Source organism: Actinophytocola gossypii (assembly GCF_025165815.1).
In the GTDB taxonomy this organism is placed as follows: Bacteria; Actinomycetota; Actinomycetes; order Mycobacteriales; family Pseudonocardiaceae; genus Actinophytocola; species Actinophytocola gossypii.
Window position 1 is genome coordinate 114,286 of the sequence record NZ_JAFFZE010000003.1, and the last position, 19,544, is coordinate 133,829.

At 75.2% G+C, this 19,544-nt stretch carries 6 protein-coding genes; 5 read left to right on the forward strand and 1 reads right to left on the reverse strand.

What is annotated here, in order from left to right:
* The first annotated feature begins 110 nt into the window (after positions 1-110).
* From JT362_RS01330 to JT362_RS01350, 5 genes are read left to right on the forward strand one after another with little or no spacing between them, the layout of a single operon-like run.
* Complete coding sequence (locus JT362_RS01330) at positions 111-1,160, forward strand: SDR family oxidoreductase (RefSeq protein ID WP_260189114.1); 1,050 nt, start codon at positions 111-113, stop codon at positions 1,158-1,160.
* Positions 1,157-2,440 (forward strand): wax ester/triacylglycerol synthase domain-containing protein, encoded by a 1,284-nt coding sequence (locus JT362_RS01335; RefSeq protein WP_260189115.1) that lies wholly within the window; start codon positions 1,157-1,159, stop codon positions 2,438-2,440. The genes JT362_RS01330 and JT362_RS01335 overlap by 4 nt, the downstream gene beginning before the upstream one ends.
* Positions 2,410-4,044 carry a PfaD family polyunsaturated fatty acid/polyketide biosynthesis protein gene (locus JT362_RS01340; protein ID WP_260189116.1) on the forward strand — a complete coding sequence of 545 codons (1,635 nt, stop codon included), beginning with the start codon at positions 2,410-2,412 and terminating at the stop codon, positions 4,042-4,044. The genes JT362_RS01335 and JT362_RS01340 overlap by 31 nt, the downstream gene beginning before the upstream one ends.
* Before the next feature lie 5 nt (positions 4,045-4,049).
* Positions 4,050-9,824 (forward strand): type I polyketide synthase, encoded by a 5,775-nt coding sequence (locus JT362_RS01345; RefSeq protein WP_260189117.1) that lies wholly within the window; start codon positions 4,050-4,052, stop codon positions 9,822-9,824.
* Positions 9,825-9,828: 4 nt separating this feature from the next.
* Positions 9,829-11,997 carry an MMPL family transporter gene (locus JT362_RS01350; RefSeq protein WP_260189118.1) on the forward strand — a complete coding sequence of 723 codons (2,169 nt, stop codon included), beginning with the start codon at positions 9,829-9,831 and terminating at the stop codon, positions 11,995-11,997.
* Here the strand turns inward: JT362_RS01350 and JT362_RS01355 are convergent.
* Positions 11,937-19,265 (reverse strand): type I polyketide synthase, encoded by a 7,329-nt coding sequence (locus JT362_RS01355; RefSeq protein ID WP_260189119.1) that lies wholly within the window; start codon positions 19,263-19,265, stop codon positions 11,937-11,939. The genes JT362_RS01350 and JT362_RS01355 overlap by 61 nt on opposite strands.
* Between the last annotated feature and the right edge of the window lie 279 nt (positions 19,266-19,544).

Genomic DNA, 19,544 nt, shown 5'->3' on the forward strand with positions numbered 1-19,544 from the left:
GCTCGCCGAAGATCACTGGAATCACTCGAAAGAAGCATGGTGCTTGCTCCCGTGCTCATCGCCGTGCCACGTTCGGAGCGGTACTTCCACGACGTCGAGAGGTCGTGCTGATGCGCATCGCGTTGACCGGTGCCACCGGGTTCCTTGGCGTTCGGCTGGTTCGTGAGTTGTTGTCCCGGCACGAGGTGCTCACCGTGCTGGCGCGCACGGGGTCGGCGGGCGTGGTCGGGCGCATCGAGGCGGCGTTGCTGGCGGCCGGTACGCCAGAGCCGGAATTGCGCAGCAGGCTGCGCGTGGTGGAGGTCGACCTCGGCGCGGCTCGGCTGGGGTTGTCGGCGGCGTCGTTCCGGAAACTGGCCGACGACCTCGACCTCGTCCTGCACTGCGCGGGCAGCATCGACCTCGAAGGCGAGTTGGCGGCGCTGCGGGCCGTCAACGTCGAGGGCGTGCGCGGGGTCCTGGAACTCGCCGCCGCCGGCCGTCGCCGCCCAGTGCCCTGTCACGTCAGCACCGCGTTCGTGGCCGGATCGCGCCACTCGGGGGTGGTCCACGAGGACGAGCTGGACGGGAGCTGGGGCTTCGAGAACGCCTACGAGCGGTCGAAGTACGAGGCGGAGCTGCTGGTGCGCCGCTGGGCGGCCCGGCACCGCCGGCCCGCGGTGGTACTGCGGCCGAGCATCCTGGTCGACCACCGTCCACCGGACCCCGGATTGCCAGCCCACCCGCTCCAGGTCATGGCCCGGCTCGTCACGGCGTTCACGCCCGCGGACCGGACGGTGACGGTGCCGGGCGACCCCGCCGCCCACCTCAACCTGCTGCCGGTGGACGACGCGGCACGGGCGATCTCCGCGCTGGCCGTGGCCGAACCGTCCGGCGGGGTGGACACCTATCACGTGGTGCACGAGCGGGACGTGCCGATCAGCGAACTCCGGCACGTGCTCGAGCGGGTCGCCGGGTGCCGGTTCACACTCGACCCGCGAACACCTCCCGGTTCCGCGCCGACCGTGCCGGGGTTCGGCCCGTACCTGTGGCACCGCCGCCGCTACGACGACACGCGTACCCGGGCGGTTCTCACCGGGCCCGCCTGCGCCGTGCCGGTGGACGAGGACTACCTGCGCATCGGTGTGCTGCCGAGCCGGACACCAGCGGTGGCCCGGTGACGGCCGCGCCCCGGCGGCTGACGGGGCTCGAACACGCCTTCGTGACCTACGAGGCCCGCGCCGGCAACCTGCAGATCGGCGGGCTGTCCTCGTTCGCCGGACCGACCCCGGCACTGGACGACGTGCGCCGGTCCGTGGCCGCGCGGCTCGGTGCGCTGCCGGAGCTGGGAATGGCGCTGCGGCGGACGGGGCGGCGGCTGGACTGGGTCCCTCGGGAGGTCGACCTCACCCGGCACGTCCGGGAACGGGTCGCCGAGCAGGCCGAGTGGCCAGCCGTGGCGGACGAGATCATGGCCCGGCGGCTGGTCCGGGACGCGCCGTGCTGGGAACTCTGGTTGCTGCGCGGCCGGTCCGCCGACGAGTGGGCCATCCTGTTCAAGGCGCACCACGCCCTGCTGGACGGCGCGGCGATGATCGAGGCGACCTGCCGCATCGCCGGGCACCCCCGGCGCACGCCGGCCGCGGCCCGGCCACGACCTGCCAGGCGGCGCGGGCACGATCTGCTCACCGTGGTCCGCGGCGCGGTCCGGTACGCCGCCCGGTTCCTGCCACTGGCGTCCCACCCGTTCACGACCAAGGGCCGCACCGGGCACCGGCGCTTCGCGTGGGCCTCGCTGCCGATGGCCCGGCTGCTGGCGGTGGCGGCCCGGCAGGGCTGCACGGTCAACGACCTGTTCCTGGCCGCGCTGGCCACGGCGTTGCGCGAGTGGCCGCACACCCCGTGGCGCGGCTCGATCCGTCCGGTGTGGACGCTCGTCCCGGCGGACCTGCACGAGCGGGACGGCGACCACGAGCTGAGTACCAAGGTGGTCAACCTGCGGGTCGCGCTGCCGTGCGACGACCCGGATCCGCACCGGCGGCTGCGGACGATCAGCGCGGCCATGGCGGCGGCGAAGGGCAGCGGCCAGGTCGGGGTGGCGGGTGCCGCCACCCGGGCCCTGCCCGGGTGGTTCGTGCGGGCGGTGTTCGCGGTGACGTTCTCCCGCTGGCACATCGACCTGCTGGCCAGCAACGTCCGCGGCCCCCAAGGCCTGCTGCACTACCTCGGCGCGCCGTTGACCAGGATGGTGCCGCTGGGGTTCGTGCCGCGCCGCCATCCCCTCGCCGCCTACCTGATGACCCACGGCGACCAGGTCTGCGTCGGCTTCGCCGTGGACTCGACGCTGCCGGACGGGCAGGAGTTGTGCCGGTTGTGGGTGCGGGCACTGCTGGAGCTGGACGAACCGGACGTCGACGGAAGCCAGGACCAGTGCACACCACCGTCGATCGCGCACCGCTGACCACGGCCGCCGCCCCCGCCCGGTTGACGTGGTGTCCCGGCGCGGAGCCGGCCGCGTTCACCCCGGCGGACCTGTGCGTCGCGGTCGGCCGGATCCGCGAGACCGGCTACGTCGTGCTCGACGAGGACAGCGGCGGTCTCGGGTTCGCGACGGGCGGCGCGGCAGGGCACGGCGGCGGGCACCCGGTCGTCGGGGTGCTCCCGCCGCTGTACCCGGAACGGCTCGGCGACCGGTCGTTCTGCGAGGCCCACGGGACCCGCTTCCCCTACGTGGCGGGCGAGATGGCTGGCGGGATCGCGACCACCGCCATGGTCACCGCCCTGGCCGATGCGGGTCTGCTCGGCTTCTTCGGCGCGGCCGGGCTCGGCCTGCCCTCGGTCGAGCGCGCCGTCGCCGAGTTGCGCGCCGAGCTGGGCGGCCGCCCCAACTGGGGGGTCAACCTGATCCACACGCCGAACGAACCGGGCCTGGAGGACCGGGTCGCGGACCTGCTGCTGCGCCAGGCGGTGCCGCGGATCTCGGCCTCGGCGTTCCTGCGGCTGACCCCGGCCGTGGTCCGCTGCGCGGCGTCCGGGCTGCGGTGCGACCGCGCGGGCCGGGTCGTGCGCCCGGTTCGGGTGTTCGCGAAGGTGTCCCGGCCCGAGGTGGCCGAGCTGTTCCTGTCCCCCGCGCCCGCCGAGCTGCTGGGTGAGCTGGTGCGCCGCGGTGAGCTGACCGCCGAGGAGGCCGAGCTGGCCGGCCGGGTGCCGGTCGCGGAGGACGTCACCGTGGAGGCCGACAGCGGCGGGCACACCGACAACCGCCCGCTGGTCGCCCTGCTGCCGACCATGCTGGACCTGCGCGACCGGCTGATCCGGCGCTTCGGCTACGCCCAGCCGGTGCGCGTCGGCGCGGCGGGCGGGCTCGGCACGCCGGTGTCGGTGGCCGCCGCGTTCGCCGCGGGCGCGGCCTACGTGGTGACCGGGTCGGTGAACCAGGCCGCCAGGGAGTCCGGGTTGTCCGAGGACGCCAAGCGGCTGCTCGCCACGGCCGGGATCGCCGACACGGTGATGGCCCCGGCCGCCGACATGTTCGAGCAGGGGGTCCGGCTGCAGGTGCTCGGTCGCGGCACCCTGTTCGCCGCCAGGGCCGCCCGCCTGTACCGGACCTACCGGGACCATCCCTCCCTCGACGCGGTGCCGGCACCGCTGCTGGACGGCATCGAGCGGGACGTGCTGGGGGCTTCGGTGACCGAGGTGTGGGCGCGGACCCGGCGCTTCTGGCAGGACCGCGACCCGGCCGAGGTGGCGCGCGCCGAACGCGACCCGAAACACCGGATGGCCCTGGTCTTCCGTTGGTACCTGGGGATGTCCAGCCGGTGGGCGGTCACCGGCGAGACCACGAGGCGGGCCGACTACCAGATCTGGTGCGGCCCGGCGATGGGCGCGTTCAACCAGTGGGCAGCCGACGGTTTCCTGGCCGACCCCGCGCACCGGTCGGTGGTGCAGATCGCCCGCAACCTGCTGGAGGGCGCCGCGGTCGTCACCCGGGCACACCAACTGCGTTCCGCCGGCCTGCCGGTACCCGGCCTGGCCTTCGCCTTCCCCGCACGCCGGCTGGAGTGAGAGACATGGACGAGCGGGCGACGTCGGGCCGGCAGGTTCCGGTGGCGGTGGTCGGGGTCGGCGCGATCACACCGGGAGCGCTCGACGTCGCGGGGTTCTGGCGCACCGTGCTCGGCGGCCACGACCTGATGACCGACGTGCCACCGAGCCACTGGCTGATCGAGGACTACTACCGGCCGGGGCCGAGGACCCCCGGCAGCACCTACGCCCACCGCGGCGCGTTCCTGCCCGAAGTGGACTTCGACACGTTGCGGTACCGCCTGCCGCCCACCGACGTCCCGTCGACCGACACCGCCCAGCTGCTCGCCCTGATGGTGGCCGAGCAGGTGCTCGCCGACGTGGCGCGCGGCGGGACCGCGCCGCCGGACCGGGAACGGGTCTCGGTGGTGCTCGGCGCCTCCACCCTGGAGCTGTTGTCCACCACGGCCTGCCGGATGCAGTACCCGATCTGGCTGAAGGTGTTGCGGGAGAACGGCGTTCCCGAGTCGCTGGCGCAGCGGATCTGTGCCGACATCGTGGCGCAGTACGTCCCGGCCACCGAGGCCACCTTCCCCGGGATGCTGACCAACGTGGTGGCGGGCCGGATCGCGAGCCAGTTCGACCTGCACGGCACCAACCACACCACCGACGCCGCGTGCGCGAGCTCCCTGGCCGCGGTACACGGCGCGATCGCCGAACTCGCCCTCGGCCGGGCGGACCTGGTGGTGACCGGCGGGGTCGACGCGGCCAACGGCATCGACACGTTCATGTGCTTCACCGAGACGCCCGCCCTGTCCCCGACCGGGGACTGCCGCCCGTTCTCCGACGCGGCCGACGGCACCATGCTCGGTGAGGGCCTGGCCATGTTCGCGCTCAAACGCCTGGCCGACGCCGAGCGCGACGGCGACCGCGTCTACGCGGTGCTGCGCGGCCTCGGCACGTCGTCGGACGGTCGCGGCGCCGCGATCTACGCGCCGCTGGCCGCAGGACAGGTGCGGGCGTTGCGCCGCGCCTACGAACAGGCGGGGTACGGCCCGGACACCGTCGAGCTGGTCGAGGCACACGGCACCGGCACCGCGGCCGGGGACCGGGCCGAGTTCGAGGCACTCCGGACGGTGTTCGGCGACGGTGACCGCCGGGACCGGCAGTGGTGCGCGCTGGGCTCGGTCAAGTCGCAGATCGGGCACACCAAGGCCGCCGCGGGTGCCGCCGGGCTGCTCAAGGCCGTGCTGGCCCTGCACCACCGGGTGCTGCCGCCCACGATCAAGGTGGACCGCCCGAATCCCGCGCTGGAGCTGGAGACGAGCCCGTTCTACCTCGGTACCGCCGCCCGCCCGTGGGTGCGCGGCCCGGACCACCCGCGCCGCGCGGCGGTGTCGAGCTTCGGCTTCGGGGGCAGCAACTTCCACCTGACGCTCGAGGAACACACCCAGCCGGGCGGCGGGTGGCGGTACCGGGCCGCGCCGACCGAGCTGGTGGCGTTCAGCGCGAATTCCGCGGCCGAGCTGCTGGCCGCGCTGGGCACCGTCGACGCGCTCCGCGCGCTCGCCGACGTCGCGCGGGAGAGCCAGCACGCGTTCCTGGCCACCCGGCCCTACCGCCTGGCCGTCGTCGCGCCGGACACCGCGACCCTGGAGGCGAGGCTGGCCGAGGCCGCCCGGGCGATCGAGCGTGACCCGGAGTCGTCATTCGCCACCCCGGCCGGGGTGCACTACGCGGCCGGGCCCGTTAGGGCCGGCCGGGTGGGGTTCCTGTTCCCCGGGCAGGGGGCGCAGTACGTCGGCATGGGCGCCGGTCTCGCCGTGCACGAGCCGTGCGCCCAGGCCGTGTGGGACGCCTTCGGCTCGCTGGACCTCGGGCGCCCGCTGCACCGGGTGGTGTTCCCGCCGACCGCCTTCACCGCCGAGGACCGCGCCGCGCAGCGGGAGCTGCTCACCCGCACCGAGTGGGCCCAGCCCGCCCTCGCCGTGCACAGCCTGGCGCTGCTCGCGGTGCTGGACGTCGTCGGTCTGCGGCCGGATCGGGTGGCCGGACACAGCTTCGGGGAGCTGGTGGCGCTGCACTGCGCCGGGGTGTTCACCGCGGCCGACCTGGTGCGGCTGGCGCACCGGCGCGGGGTGGCGATGGCCGGGGCGGCGGAGGTGTCCGGCGCGATGATCGCGGTCGGCGCGGGCCGGGACACGGTCGCCGCCGCCCTGACGCGGTACGACGCCGCACGGGTCTGGTTGGCCAACGACAACGGGCCGGCCCAGGTGGTGCTGTCCGGCGAGGAGGACGCGGTCGAGGACGTGGCGGGCAGGCTCCGCGCCGACGGTCACGACGTCGTGCGGCTGGCGACGGCCACCGCCTTCCACAGCCCGCTGGTCGCGTCGGTCACCGCGCCGTTGCGCGAGTTCCTGGCCCGGCTCGACGTCGCCTCGCCGCGCATCCCGGTCTACGGCAACGCCGACGCCGCCAGGTACCCGACGGAGCCGGACCTGGTGCGCGAGCGGGTCGCGGAGCAGGCGGCGGCACCGGTGCGGTTCGCCGACACCGTCGAGACCATGTACGCCGACGGCGTCCGCACCTTCGTCGAGGTGGGCGCGAAGGCGAGGCTGTCCGGGCTGACCGGGGCGATCCTCGCCGGCCGGGATCACCTGGCGGTGAGCCTCGACCACGAGGACCGCGACGGGGTCACCAGCCTCCAGCAGGGGCTGGCCCGGCTGGCCGTGGCGGGGGTCGAGCTGGACCTGGCCGCCCTGTGGGAGCCCTACGCACCGGCGAGCCCGGCCGACGAAGGAAAGCAGGCGATGACCGTGCGGATCAACGGCGCCAACTACGGCAGGCCCTACCCGCCCGAGGGCGGAGCGGCCGCGCTGCCCGCGCCCAACCCCGAGCCCGAGGTCGTTCCGCCACCAACCGGGCGGCCGGCTGAGGTCGTTCCGCCCGTGGACGACGGACTGCTCGGCGTGATCGCGGCGGCCCAGCGGGAGACCGCCCGGGCGCACGAGGAGTACCAGCGCAGCCTGACCGAGAGTCACCTGGCCTTCCTGCGCATGTCGGAGGCGTCGTTCGCCGTGCTGCTCGGTGCGGACGGGGAACGGGCGGACGCGCCGCCGGTGAGCCCGGAGCCGCCGGTGATCACACCGGTGGTCACGCCCGTGCCCGCACCGGTGACGGATCCGGCGCCGGTTCCGGTGCCCGTGCCACGGGTGCGGGAACCGGTCGCCGTTCCGGTGCCCGACCCAGAGCCCGTCCCGGTGCCCGCGGAACCAGGCGGTCGGACGTTCGAGGAGATCCTGCTGTCGGTGGTGGCGGACCGGACCGGTTACCCGGTCGAGATGGTGCGGCTGGACATGGACCTCAACGACGACCTCGGCATCGACTCGATCAAACGGGTGGAGATCTTCTCCGACGTGCAACGCCAGGTGGGGACGGCACCGGCCGGTGATCTCGCGGAACTGTCCACTTCGCGGACGCTGCGGGAGATCGCCGACCGCATGGCCGGGCGCTTCGCCGACCAGGACGGCGCGGCGTCGACGCGGGCGGACCCGACCCCGGCGGACCTGATCCCAGCGGATCCGATCCCGGTGGACCCGACCCCGGCCGACGCCGAGATCCCCATGCCGTTGCGCAGGCTCGTGTTGCGGGCGGTGGAGCAGGCGCCGTCGGGTACGGCGGTGCCCGGGTTGGGTGCCGGGCCGGTCGCCGTCGTCGGCGGGGATCCGGCGGTGGCCCGCCTGATCGCCCGCGGTCTCGCCGGGCACGGCGTGGCGGCCGAGGTGAGCACGGTGACCGCGGTGGCCGACCGGGTTCCGGCCGGGATTCGTGGGGTCGTGTTGCTCGCCGGGTCGGGTTCCGGCGACGCCACGGCCGAAGCGCTGGAGGCGCTTCGTGTCGCGCGGTCGGTCGCGCCGGTCTTCCTGGCCGGCGGTGGCGTGTTCGTCACGGTGCAGGATTCGGGCGGGGACTTCGGTCTGGGCGGTCACCAGGCGGACGGGGCGTGGCTCGGTGGCCTCGGTGCGCTGGCCAGGACCGCCGCCGAGGAGTGGCCGGGGTCGTCGGTCAAGGCGATCGACTGTGCGCGAGCCGGTCGCGCGCCTGAGGCGGTGGCCGAGGCGATCGTCGGGGAGCTGTTGGGTGGCGGCGGCGACCTCGAGGTGGGGTTGCGCGCGGACGGCGGCCGGGTCGTCCCGAGGTGGGAGCCCGTACCCGCGCGGATGGCCGGCCCGGGGCATCTGGGTCCGGAGCCGGTGCTGGTGGTGACCGGCGGCGCGCGTGGGATGACCGCGCGGGCGTTGCTGGCACTGGCCGCCCGGGGCAAGCCGCGACTGCTGCTGCTCGGCCGAACCGACCCGGACACCGAACCGTACGGCCTGTCCGGTGCGGTCGACGAGGCCGCGATCGTCCGGGTGCTGGCCGAGCGCGACCGCACCGGGCGGCGGCCCGTGGAGTTCGCCGCCGAGGCGCGGCGGGTGCTCGCCGCTCGTGAGGTGCGCGGGACCGTCGAGTCGTTGCGGCGCGACGGAGCCGAGGTCAGGTACGCCACTGTGGACATCCGGGACGCAGACGCGGTGGCGGCCGCGCTCGCCGAGACCCGCGCGGAGTGGGGCCCGATCACCGGGATCGTGCACGGTGCGGGGGTGTTGGCCGACAGCGCCCTCGCGGACAAGACCGACGAGCAGTTCCGCCGGGTGTTCGACACGAAGGTGACCGGCCTGCGTGCGCTGCTGGCGGCCACAGCGGACGATCCGCTCCGGCTGCTGTGCCTGTTCTCCTCGGTCGCCGGGAGCTTCGGCAACGCCGGGCAGGCCGACTACGCGATGGCCAACGCGGTCCTCGACCGGGTCGCCGCCGTCGAACGCGCCGCGCGGCCGGACTGCCTGGTCCGCTCGATAGCCTGGGGCCCGTGGAACGGCGGGATGGTCACCGCCGGGCACGCCGAGCGTTTCCGCTCCGCCGGGATCGACCTGATCCGACCCGAGGACGGGGCGGCCGCGTTCGTGGCGGAACTGACGACCCATGGCCAGGAGCGGGTGATGATCACGGCGGGCGACCCCGCCGGTGTGCCGGCCCGGTTCCCCGTCGGCCAGGACACCCACCCGCAGCTCGCCGACCACGCGATCGACGGGGTGCCGGTGCTGCCCGTGGCGATGGTGCTTGACCAGTTCAGCGGAATCGCCATGGCCCGTGCTCCGCACCGGGAGCGCGTGGTCGTCCGGGACCTGCGGGTGCTGCGCAAGGTGACGCTTCCGGCCGACCTGCTCGTGCACACCAGCGCCGACGGCACCTCGGTGCGGCTGTGCGGCGCCGACGGCACCCTGCACTACCGGGCGCGGCTTCCCGAGGACGAGCCCGTCCCACCGCCCGGCACCGGCTGGGCGTCCCCACCCGGCCTGGAGCCGCTGGACCGGTCCCCGCTCTACGACGGCGACGTCCTGTTCCACGGCCCGCGGTTCCAGTCGCTGATCTCCGTGGACGGGGTGTCGGCCGGCGGCGCCGCGGGCACGGTCGCCGGCGCCGGGAAGCTCGGCTGGGACGCCAGGGACTGGCACGTCGACCCCGCCGCGGCCGATGGCGGGTTGCAGCTGGGCTGCCTGTGGGGCGAGCGCGTGCTGGGCGGGCCGTGCCTGCCCATGGCCGTCGGCGAGACCCGCGTGCACCGGCCCGGCGCCGTGCGCGGGACCATCCGCGGCGTGGTCCGGGCGGGCCGGGTGCACCACTCCGACGCGCTGTGCGACATCGCGCTCGTCGACGTGGACGGGACCCCGGTGCTGGAGCTGTTCGGGGTGGACTTCGTGCTGTACCACCACGAGAGCTGAGCGGGTGCGCGCCACCGGGACGTTCGCCGCGCTGGGCGCGCTCGTCGTGCGGCACCGGTGGGGGACCCTGGCGATCACGCTGGCCGTCGCCGCGCTGGCCGGGATCATCGGCGTGGGCGGCCTCGACCGGTTCGGCCACGGCGGCGAGCTCCAGCGGGACGCCGAGTCCGCCCGGGCCGCCGACGCGATCCGGGAACACCTGGGCGACGGCGGCGCGGACGTCCTGGTGACCTACCGCAGCCCGGTGCTGTCGGTGACCGAGCCCGCGTTCCGGGCCGCCGTCGACCGGTCGCTGGCGGCCGCACCGGCCGGGCTGGTGACCGGGACGCTGCGGTCCTGGGCCGACGGGCTGCCCACGCTGAACGCCGTCGACGGCCGCGCCACGGTGGTGGCGGTGATGCTGGCCGGCGCGGACGACACAGAGCGGACGAACAGCTACCGGATGCTGCGCGCACAGCTGCGGTCCGAGGGGCTGGCGGTGTCGTTCTCCGGGCCGGTCCCGATCCGGGACGCGTTGGTCACCGAGGCGCAGGACACGTTGCTGCGCCTGGAGTTGCTGGCCCTGCCCGCGGTGTTCGCGCTGCTGGTGCTGTTGTTCCGCAGTTTGGTCGCGGCCCTGTTGCCGGTGCTGGTCGGCGCGCTGACCCTGGCGGTGGCCTTCGCGCTGCTGCGTCCGCTGGCCGGGGTCATGGACATCTCGGTGCTGGCCGTGAACGCGCTGACCGTGCTCTGCCTGGCGCTCGCCGTCGACAGCGCGCTGTTCGTGGTCGCCCGGTTCCGCGAGGAACTGGCCCGGCGCGACGACGTGGACCAGGCCGTGGTGGCCACGGTGGCCTCCGCGGGCCGGACCTGTCTGTTCTCCGGGCTGACGATCGGTGTCACCGCGCTCAGCCTGGTGCTGTTCCCCACCGGGCTGACCCGCTCGATCGGGCTGTGCACGGCCATCGCGATGGGCGTGGGCACCGTGCTGAGCCTGACCGCGCTGCCCGCGTCGCTCGCGGTGCTGGGTCGCCGGGTGGACCTGCTGCGGGTGCCCGCGCCGCGGTGGCTCCGGCCGGGCAGCGCGCACCGGTTCTGGGGGCGGGTGGGCCGGGCGGTGATCGCCGAGCCCGTCGCGTACCTGGTCGCCACGGTCGTCCTGCTGGTGCTGCTGACCCTCCCGTTCCTGCACGTCACGCTCGGGTTCCCGGACCAGCGGTCGCTGCCGGCGGGTGACCCCGCCAGGGTCGCGACCGAGGAGCAGCGCGCGGACTTCGCGTTCCCCGCGCTGGATCTGGTCCAGGTCGTCACCGAGTTCGGCGACCCGGCGGGCACCCCGGCGCGCGCGGCGGCCACGCGGGACTGGACCGGGCGGTTGCTCGGCACGCCTGGGGCGCGGTGGGTGGTGACCGCCGAGGAGTCCGGCCACCACGCCGTGTTCTACGTGTACGCGGGCGCGGCGGAGTCGCCGGCGACGCTGGACCTGGTCCGGGACATCCGCGCGCTGCCCCCGCCGCCGGGTGGCTCGGTGCTCGTCGGCGGCGCCTCGGCGATGGCCGTCGACGTCCTCGACGCGCTGAGTCGCTGGCTGCCGTGGGTGTTGGCGTGTATCGCCGTTGCCGCGTTCGCGTCGTTCGCGCTGATGTTGCGATCGGTCGTCCTGCCGCTCAAGGCGCTGGTGGTGACCGCCCTGCCGCTCGGGGCGTCGTTCGGGGTGCTGACCTGGATCTTCCAGGACGGCAACCTGACCTGGCTGGTCGGCGCGGCGCCGACCGGGTACCTCGACGTCTTCCAGCCGTTCCTGCTGCTGGTGATCCTGGTGGGGCTGTCGCTGGACTACGAGTTCTTCCTGCTGGCCCGCATCCGCGAGGAGTACGACCGCACCGGTGAGACCGACACCGCGATCGTCAACGGATTGCGGCTCTCGGCCCCGGTGTTCACCGGGGCGGCGCTGGTGGTGCTGGTGGTGGCGGCGGTGATCGCGACCAGCGAGGTGATGTTCGTCAAGCAGCTCTGCGTCGGCATCTTCGTCGCCGTGGCCGTGGACGCCACCGTGGTCCGGGCGGTGCTGGTCCCGGCGTCGGTGCGGTTGCTCGGCGCGGCCAACTGGTGGTGGCCAGGGCGTGCCCGAGGTCAGGGCGAAACGGAACGCACGGTGACCACGCCCGCCGCCAGCTCGACCGCGACCCGGTGACACTCCCCCGGCCGGTCCCGCGGGTGCGCGGCGCGCAGGTCGCCGTCGACGACCACCGAGGACGGGTGCACGCCGGCCAGTGCGCCGACATGCTCCTTGACCGCGATCTCGCCCAGGTGATCGCGGACCTCGGCGGTCCGCGGGAGCCCGTAGACCGCCGCCACCGTGCCGGGCAGCCAGTTCAGCGTCGTCACGCGCGCCGCGGGCAAGGTCGTCACACCGTCGGCGACGTCCGACAGGCGCGCGGCCGGGTGCGGCTGCCGGTCACGCAGGAAGGCCCGGCGCTGGGCCGGGGTCAACGCGCCGAGCCGCCCCACCGGCACGAGCGCGAACACCATGCGCGCGGCCACCGCCACCCGCCCGGCCACGACGAGCTGGAGGTCCACCACCGGCAGGACCGGGTTGTCCCCGTCGAACCCACCGAACCGCGCGGCCGCCGACACCCGGCCGGAATCGGGCAGCGGCTCGAAGATCCGCAACCGGTCCAGCCGGTACGGCATGGAGACCCGGTCGTGCTCGACGCGCGGGGACCACTGCCACAGCGACTGGTGTGGGATCACGTGCAGCGCCGCGTCGAGCAGGCCCTGGTGCAGCTCGCCGCGGGGCACCGCGCCCGCGCCGGCGTCGAGGGTGCCCTCGGCGCCCGTCGACCCGATCGCGTGGTCGAGCAGGTAGTGGAACGCCTCGCCGTGGAACAGCACCCCGCTGCGGTAGGGATCGGGCGCCGGCCGGGCGTCCGGCAGCGGCGCGAACGGCTCCGGCCGCTCCCCCGCCGCGCCGGTGACGACGGTGCCGGTGGCCAGCGGACGTGACCCGGGCGAGCCGGTCGCGAGGGTCACGGCGTAGCCGGCGTCGTCCGGCCGGACCTCGGTGCGCAGCCGCAGCGGCTCCTCGACCGCGAGCCAGCGCCGCAACCGGACGTCGCGCAGCTCGCCAACCGGCTCGCCGGTGCCGCGGGCGACGGCCCGCGCGAGCACGTCCACCACCGACATGAACGGCAGGGTCGGCGTGGTCCACGTGGGACAGTGCGCGGCGACCCAGCGGTCCACGCCGGGGTCCAGCACCTCGTCGACCACGACGGGCGCCTCGCTCACGGCGCGTACTCCGATGCGGGGGACGTGGTAGATACGGCGGCCGTCCACCCACAGCCACGCCTCGCCGACGACGTGGCAGCCGGTGTCGTCCGCCCCGGCGTCCAGGACGTCCACCTCGACGGTCACCACACCGTCGGTGGGAACGACCTGGCCGCGGTACTTCCAGGTGACCGGACCGGGCAGCACCGGCTCGAAGCGCGCGCCGCGCAGCGCGCCGACCCGACCGGACACCACGAGGTAGTGCCGGAGCAGCAGACAGACCGCCTCGACCCCCAACGACCCCGGCTGCACCGGGTCCTGGAAGAAGTGCGCTCGGAAGGACCAGTCCGCCGCGTCCACGTCCTTGTCCGCGCGGAGCCTGCCGAGACCGGCCCGGCCGCCGCGCGGCCAGTGACCGGTGACCCGGTCCAGCACCCGCAGCATCGGGTTCGACGGCGCCGCGAGTGGCACGGCGGCGCCACCCGGCTCGGCCAGCCTGGCCCGGTCCTGCGCCGACGGCGGGATGCCCGGCTGGTCGGCGAACGCCGAGCGCGGGAAGAAGCCGAACGTGGTGCGCAGGTCGAACACGAGCGCGCCGTCGGCGAAGCACCGCACGGCGAACGTCTGGATGACCACGCCGTCGTGCTCGCTGCTGTCGCACAGCTCGACCTCCGTGCGCATCACCGCGACGTCCGGGCCGACCGCGCCGTGCACGGTGCCGTCGCCGTCCAGGTTGCGGAACACCACGTCCCCGTCCCGGCCGAGCGGCCCGCCGGCATAGGCGGCGAGCCACCCGCACGGCTGCAGCGCCACCTCCATCAGCACGGCGAACGGCATCCGCCCGGTCCCCGCGAAGTACCACGCCGAGGCGGGCACGTCGTACTCCGCGGTGGCGCGGGTGCCCGGCCGCATCCCGCCGAGCGGCCCGTCGACCGCGACCACCCGGCTCAGGAAGAGGTACGGCGGCCCGGGGAGCCGGGGACAGCGCCGGTGCCCGTCGAACACCGCGAACCGAGGGCCGAACGCGTCCGACGGACGTCCCCACGCCGCGGCCAGCACCGCGGGCAACCCGACCGGGACGCCGTCGACCACCGCGACCGGGCCGGGCTCCACGTGGTCACGCAGGCCACCGAGCGCGGCCGGGGGGAGCAGGTCACCCGGGCCCTGCTCGCGGTGGATGTCCAGTGGCCGCCACTGGTCCAGCGGCCAGTCCGGCACCAGCCGCAGCCCGAGCCGCCGGGCGTGGAAGACCGCGACGCCGTCCACCGAGCACAGCACGTCGGCGACCACGGCGGGCACCGGCCCGGCCACCACCGACACCACCAGTACCTCGTAGGTCAGCCGCCGCGAGTCCGGCGTCACCTGGCCGCGGCAGCGCAGAGTGCTGGTCCGGCCCGGCTCCGGCTCGAACCGCCAGCCGTCCCGGTCGATGGTGTGCCCGAGCGCGGCCAGGTGGAACGCCATCGCCTGCAGGCAGCCCTCCAGCATCAGCGTGCCGGGCATGCAGGGGTCGCCGGGGAAGTGTCCGGTGAAGTACCAGTCGTCGGCGGCCACCGGTGTCTCGGCGCGGAGGTAACCCCGTCCCCACGGGCCGCCTGACTGCGCGAACTCGGTGACCTCGTGCAGCAGGAGCACGGGAGCCGCGCCGATTCGGGGGGTGCGGACGTGGCTGCGGGTGGGCCGCCAGCGCGGCCCGAAGCAGGCTTCGAGGTCACCGTCGGCGAACGCGCGGACCGCCCCGGCGTCGTAGGACGACGGCGCGCCGGGAACGGCTGGCGGGTCGACCGGGGCCTGCTCGGGTGGCTCGGCGGCCGAGTCCCAGCGGATACCGGCCGCCGCGGCCAGCTCGGCGTCGGTGAAGTACCCGGCCTGCCCGTTGCGGACCGTCAGGCGCAGGTTGTCGCCGACGTGGCAGTCGTAGTGCAGGGAGAACAGCCGGACGCCCCGGTGCTCGGCGTGTCCGTCGACGCGGATGCGGTAGCGCGGTGTGTCGCCCGGGGCGGGCAGCGGGCCGTGGAAGGTGACCTCGCAGCCGAGCAGCCGGTACGCCCGGTCTCCGGTGAGCACCAGGTCGATGCCCATCCAGCTGATCAGCAGCAGGTCCGCCTGCCCCGCCTCGACCAGCAGCCCGGCCGGCATCCGGCCGGCCGGGTCGAGGTACCAGCTGTCGGCGCGGACGTCGGTCTCGGTGCTGATCACGCCCGGGCCGAGCACTGCCTGCGGCGCGTCGATGGCCAGCACCCGGTCGACGAGCAGCAGGGGCGGTGCGGGCAACCGGGTCTGCCGGGGCCGGTCGTCCTGGGCGGCGAACCGCGGACCGAACACCGCCGAGACGCGCCCGGTGGCGACCTGCTCCAGCCGGGCCCGGTCGAACAACGGCTCAGCCGTTGGGAGTGCCGCGGGTACCGCTGGAAGCCGGGGCGGGGTGGCGTCGCGGAGCAGGCCGTGCAGGACGTCGGTGGTCCGCAGGAACGCGGTGTGCGCGGCGGTCGCGCGGGCGATCTGGCCGCGGTGGACCTCGGTTGTCCTGGTGCGGTGCGCGGCCAGGACACCCAGCCGGGTGCCTGCGGGCACCGGAGCTGACAGCACGGCCACCGGTTCGGTCGGCACGGGCGGCAGTGGTGGCGCGGGGGCCATGACCAACGCGTCCGGGATGGCCCGCGGCGGGTGGGCGGGCAGGGTGGTGGTCGGCTCGACCGGCTGCGCGGGCGGTGCGGCTGCCGCCAGCGCGTCGAACAGGGCCTCGTGGTTCACCGGCACCCCGGCCGCGGCAAGTTCGGCCACGGCCGCGCACAACTGGGGCAGCGCGGCTCCGGCCGGGGCGTCGAGGCAGACCGCCACGTGGTCACGGTCCCCGAGCGTGCGTCGGATCCAGTCCGTGCACAGGCCGCGCGGGCCGTGCTCGACGAAGACCCGCACCCCGTCGGCGTGGGCCTGGGTCACCGTGGCGGCGAAGTCGACCGGGTTGGTCGCCAGGTCGGTGATCGCGCGCGCCGCCCGGTCGGCCGTTGCCTGGTAGGACTCGGTGGTGGCGGCGCTGTAGAACCGCACGCCGGGAACCGGCGCGGTGGGCCGGTGGTGGAACTCGCGCCACCGGTTCAGGACCTCGGCCAGCTCGGGGGTGTGCGCGGCGAGGTCGTAGTCGACCGCGGCGGAGTTCGCGCCGAAGTCGGCGAGCCAACGGAGGCAGGCGGTTTCCTCGCCACCGATCACGGCCGTCCCCGGGGTGTTCACCGCCGCCAGGTGCACCTGAGGCTCGTCGGCCAGCGCGGCGCGCACCCGCGCGACGGGCGCCTCGACGACGTGGCTGCGCCAGCGCCGCCCGGGGTGGCCGTGCCTGGCCCAGAACCGGCGGACCGCTCGTTGCTCGCCGGCGAGGTCGGTGGTCAGCAGCGGGTCGCTCCGCATCCGCCGGTCCAGGTCGGCGGCGTCGGACCACGCGCGCATGGCCAGCAGCGCGGTGGACTCGCCGGACGAGTGCCCGATGCACGCGGCGGGGCGCAGTCCGAGCAGTTCGCCGGTCAGTTCGGTGTGCAGCAACGCCACGCCGGTCGCCGCCATGATCCGGTCGACCGCGGCGGGCAGGTCGCCGCGGCCGACGGGCGCGACACCGTGGCGGCGGCGGGTGCTGTCGACCAGGCCGGGCAGGGCGAGCGCCAGTTCGCGGCCGGCGCCGGGATAGGCCGCCGCCGCGTTGGTGTAGACGAACGCCGTCTCGCCGCCGACCGGGCGGTCCCGGTAGGCGCATCCGGCCGGGCGTGGACCGCGTGCGGCCAGCCACTCGATGGCCGACCGGACGGTCGCGGCCGGCTCGTCGCCGTGCACCACGACGGCCAGCCGCGCCGGGCCGCGGCCGGTGGTGTCTCCCGCCTCCGCGGCGGCCAGCACCTCCGCCCGGTCACGGCCGGAGAACAGCAGCAGGCGCGGCGCGGGCAGCGTGGACCAGGGCGCCACCCGCTCCCCGCGCAACCGCAGGCGGCGCGGAGCGGCACCGAGCACGCGGATCGCGACCTCGGCGACACCGGTGACTCCGGTGTCCTCGGCTGGCGCCATCGGCCGTCCCGGTACCGGCACCACCCGATGGTGCAGCGCGGTGATCGCGGTCGCGACCGCCAGCAGCCCCACGGCCGCGTGCGGCCGGCCGAACAGGTCGGCCGGGTCGAGGTGCGGTGTGCGCGGCCGGTCGAGGTCGCCCACGCTGAGGCGGGGTTCGGTGTCACTGTCGTCCAGTGCCGCCAGGATCGGGTCGCCGTCCCGGAGGGCGTCGGCGCGCCGTTTGAGTACCAGGGCGACGGCGGCGTCTCCCGGCGCTCCGGTGTAGCCGAGCCGGGCCGCCGCAGTCTGGTGGGCCGGTTCGTGGGACAGGTCGACCGCGCCGACCAGGGCGGCGTCGTACTCCCCCGCCCGCAGTCCGCGCGCCGCGACGTCGAGCGCGACGAGCCCGGACGCCTCCTCCGCGGCGACGGTGAGCCCCGGGCCGCCGAGGTCGAGTTGCACGTTGATCCGGTTGGCCACGAGGTTGGGCATGGTGCCGGTGACCCCGGCGGCGGCCAGCGTCGCGGGGACGGGGTCGCAGCGCCAGGACACCTCGTGCCGGGCGGCTTCCAGGTCGCCACCCATCCCGACGACGACCGCGGTCCGTGCGCGGGGCAGGGCGCATCCGCGCGCGGCCTCCATCGCGGCGTCGAGCACCAGCAAGTGCTGGCCGAGGGCGTCGGCCAGGTCCGCGGGCGGGAACCGCAGCCCATGCAGGGGGATGTCCACCGCTTCCCTGGGTCCGTCGTCCCGCTCGCCGTCGAGCACCCGGCGGCGGAACTCCTCGGTGCCCGCGCCGCGCCCCACCCGCACCGCGAGCGCGACGACCGCGACCGCGTCACCGCCTGCCGCCGGCGCTGGTTGCGGCGTCCCGGCCCCGGCGGTGTCGTCCCCCGCGTCGTCCCCCGCGTCGACGATCACGTGCGCGTTCGTGCCGCCGAAGCCGAAGGCGTTGACCGCGGCCCGCCGCGGCCCGGACCAGGGCTCCGGCGCCCGCACCGGGCGCAACACCGTGCCGCGCACCGCGTCCGCCGGCTCCTCGGCGTGCAGGGTCGGGGGGAGCACCCCGGCCCGCAACGCGGCGACGACCTTGAGCAGGCCGGCGATCCCGGCGGCGGCCAGCGGGTGGCCGAGGTTCGACTTGATCGAGCCGACCGGGAGGGACCGGTGGCCGGTGAAGACCCGGGCCATGCCGCGCGCTTCGACGGCGTCCCCGACCGGGGTGCCGGTGGCATGGCACTCCACCAGTGACACGGTGGCCGGGTCGATGCCCGCGCCGGTGTAGGCCAGCCGCACGGCGCGTTCCTGCCCTTGCGCCGACGGGCCGAGCAGGCCACCCGCGCCGCCGTCGTTGCCCAGCCCGACGCCCCGGATCACCGCGAGTACAGGCGTTCCGGTGGCGCGCGCGTCGGCCAGCCGCATCAGCGCCACGACCCCGGCGCCCTCGGCCGGCACCAGCCCGTCCGCGTCGCGGTGGAACGGCCGGCTGCGGCCGGTGGGGCTCATCGCGGACAGGGCGTGGAAGCCGTGGTGCAACAGCATCGGATCGGCGTGGCTCACCCCACCGGCCAGCATGACGTCGGCGCTGCCGCTGGACAGGCGATCGCAGGCCAGCTTGACCGCGTACAACGACGACGCGCAGGCGGCGTCGAGGGCGAACCCGCCGAGACCAAGGCCAAGGGCCGCCGCGGCGAGGTGCGCTGGCAGCCCGGAGAAGAACCGGTTGCGCGGGTCGGTTCCCGGACGTCCCGGCCGCCAGACGTGCGCGGCCCACCGCACCGCGCGTGGCGGGGGGTAGGACAGGTTGCCGAGGACCAGTCCCGCCCTGGACAGCAGGCGTTCCCCGGGGGCGCAGTCCCGCAGGGCCGCGCGCCCGACGTGCAGGACCCACCGGAAGACCTCGTCCAGGTCGGCGAGGTCCCCGGCGGGCAATCGGAACCCGTCGGGGTCGAACACCGCGTCGAACCCGAGGACGAAGCCGCCCGTCCCCTGTTCGGTGCCCTGCCCCGAGGGCAGCTCCCACGTGCCCGGCGGAACCCGGCCGATGCTCGACACCCCGGCGAGGACGTTGTCCCACAAGGCATCGGGGGTCAGCGCACCCGGCAGCACACAACCCTGACCGACGACGGCGATCGGTTCCCCGGCCGGATCGGTTCCCATCGTCGGAGCCCCCTCGTCACTCGCGTTACCTGCCCCTTCCTGGGAAACTACCGCCGCGCACGACGCCACGGAGGCCACGACCGAGCGGTTGTGCGGCCTCGAAAGGGTGATACCGACCGATGAGTTTCGGGTCGACCTACGGGTCCTGGTCGAACTGGATCGACGCCGAGTTCGCCGCCCTGCGCTACTTCGCGCTCGACGGCACCGACCACCGCACCCACACCGAGCAGAACACAGCAATCGCGGGTACATCCGCTGGCGCGACGCCCGCGCTGAACC